The organism is Sphingobacterium lumbrici, from assembly GCF_006476045.1.
GTDB lineage: Bacteria > Bacteroidota > Bacteroidia > Sphingobacteriales > Sphingobacteriaceae > Sphingobacterium > Sphingobacterium lumbrici.
This window is the reverse complement of record NZ_SRZY01000018.1, coordinates 1-1,680: the sequence shown is the minus strand read 5'-3', so window position 1 is coordinate 1,680 and position 1,680 is coordinate 1. Positions and strand designations below refer to the sequence as shown.

The window sequence follows — 1,680 nt, the reverse complement described above, 5'->3', positions numbered from 1 at the left end:
TGTGCTTGTTGCACAACTCAAATATAGCTTAATTTGTTTGATGAACAGGTTGATATTTAGTATTTTTCATTATGCAAGGACGAAAAGACTTTACTCCCCGGCTGTTTTACGAACTGAGCTTAGATCGTTTGGTTCCAACCGATAACTTTTATCGTAAAGTAAATCAGGATTTGGATTTACACTTTTTGTATAAAACCACCCAAAAATACTACGGCAGCGAAGGTCAGCAGAGCATTGACCCGGTATTTTTTTTCAAGATATTGTTGGTGGGTTATCTGAACAATATCAACAGCGACCGGGCGTTGCTGCGGTATTGCAGCAACTGTTTGGATGTGCGTCTGTTTTTGGGCTATGATTTGAACGAAGAACTGCCCTGGCACAGTACCATCAGCCGTACCCGGCAGCTTTTTGGAGAAGAAGTTTTTCTGAGTTTATTTCAAACGGTTCTGAAGATGTGTGTGAACAAAGGAATGGTCAGGGGTAAGCGTCAGGCCGTTGACAGTGCTTTTATCAAAGCCAATGCAAGTATGGATAGTTTGGTAGAAAAGGATGTTTTGGAAGATGCTTCGGCTTATGTAAACGAGTTGGAAGAAAACAGCGAATATAAAGTGACAACGGAAAGAAAGAAGCTTGTAGAATAACATCACTCCTGGAAAGAAGAAACATATAAAGGAATGCCGGGTAATACTAAAAGCAAAAGAACCGATGAAGGCGGCAATGAAATCCGCCCAAAGTTTTTAAGCAACCACACGCATTACAGCCCTATTGACCCCGATGCAAAAATCTCGGTAAAACCGGGCAAACCCCGCCAGCTCAACTATTCCGGTCAATTGGCTGTTGATGACAAACACCACGTTATTACGGGAGCTTGTGCCAGTACAGCAGGCAGTAAAGACAGTGCCATATTTTCTGAAATAATGAATCAGACTATCGAAAACCTTCATCAAAATGATATGCAAATCAAAGAGGCTCTTGCCGATGCGGGTTACAGCAGTGGCGAGAGTTTGCAGTATTGCGAAGACCACAACATTGACGCTTATATCCCGAATTTCGGTCAATACAAACCCGAGCGTGAAGGCTTTATTTTCAATGAAGAAGAAAACCGTTACGAATGTGTCAAAGAAGGAGGAAACAAAGCCTTTTTACCCTTTAAACGGATTTTAACCGACAGCAAAGGGTATGAAAAGAAAAGCTACCGGAGCAGTGAGAGCGATTGCGGAAAATGTCCGCTTAGGGAACAATGCTGTGGAAAGGTTACAAAATTTAAAAAGATAGAAGACAGTATTCACAAACCACTTTACGACAAGATGCACGCAAAGCTGACCCGGAACAAAAACTACACCCGTTTTCTGACCAAACGTCGCAGCAGTACTGTAGAACCTGTTTTGGGAACGCTTATTAACCACCACAATATGAAACGCCTCAACAGCAGAGGAATGCCACAAGCCAATAAACACGTAATGATGGCCGCACTGACTTACAATCTGAAGAAATACTTACGCTTTGTGCTGAAAAAACCGAGCGTTTTAGCACAGGTTCTATCACTAAAAGCACAGAATAACTACGCTTTTCTAAAAAACCTTTTTTACGACTTCAAAAACTCGATTTTAAGCCCTCCGGATTCTACGGTTTTGAACAGTAACTAAAAAACAAACCTCCCCAAAATCGCTCCTAAAGAGG

The 1,680-nt window shown here is 41.7% G+C and carries 2 protein-coding genes; both read left to right on the top strand.

Annotation, left to right across the window (positions count from 1 at the left end; genetic code table 11):
- Positions 1 to 71 precede the first annotated feature (71 nt).
- Positions 72 to 641 (top strand): transposase, encoded by a 570-nt coding sequence (locus E4F24_RS13925; protein WP_216629137.1) that lies wholly within the window; start codon positions 72 to 74, stop codon positions 639 to 641.
- Positions 642 to 674: 33 nt separating this feature from the next.
- Positions 675 to 1,646, top strand: a complete 972-nt coding sequence (locus E4F24_RS13920; RefSeq protein WP_216629136.1) for a transposase — start codon at positions 675 to 677, stop codon at positions 1,644 to 1,646.
- The last annotated feature ends 34 nt before the right edge of the window (positions 1,647 to 1,680 follow it).

Bases quoted from the DNA above. Each gene is read 5' to 3' on its own strand.
- E4F24_RS13925 (WP_216629137.1), top strand. From the start codon at position 72: ATGCAAGGACGAAAAGACTTTACTCCCCGGCTGTTTTACGAACTGAGC.
- E4F24_RS13920 (WP_216629136.1), top strand. From the start codon at position 675: ATGCCGGGTAATACTAAAAGCAAAAGAACCGATGAAGGCGGCAATGAA.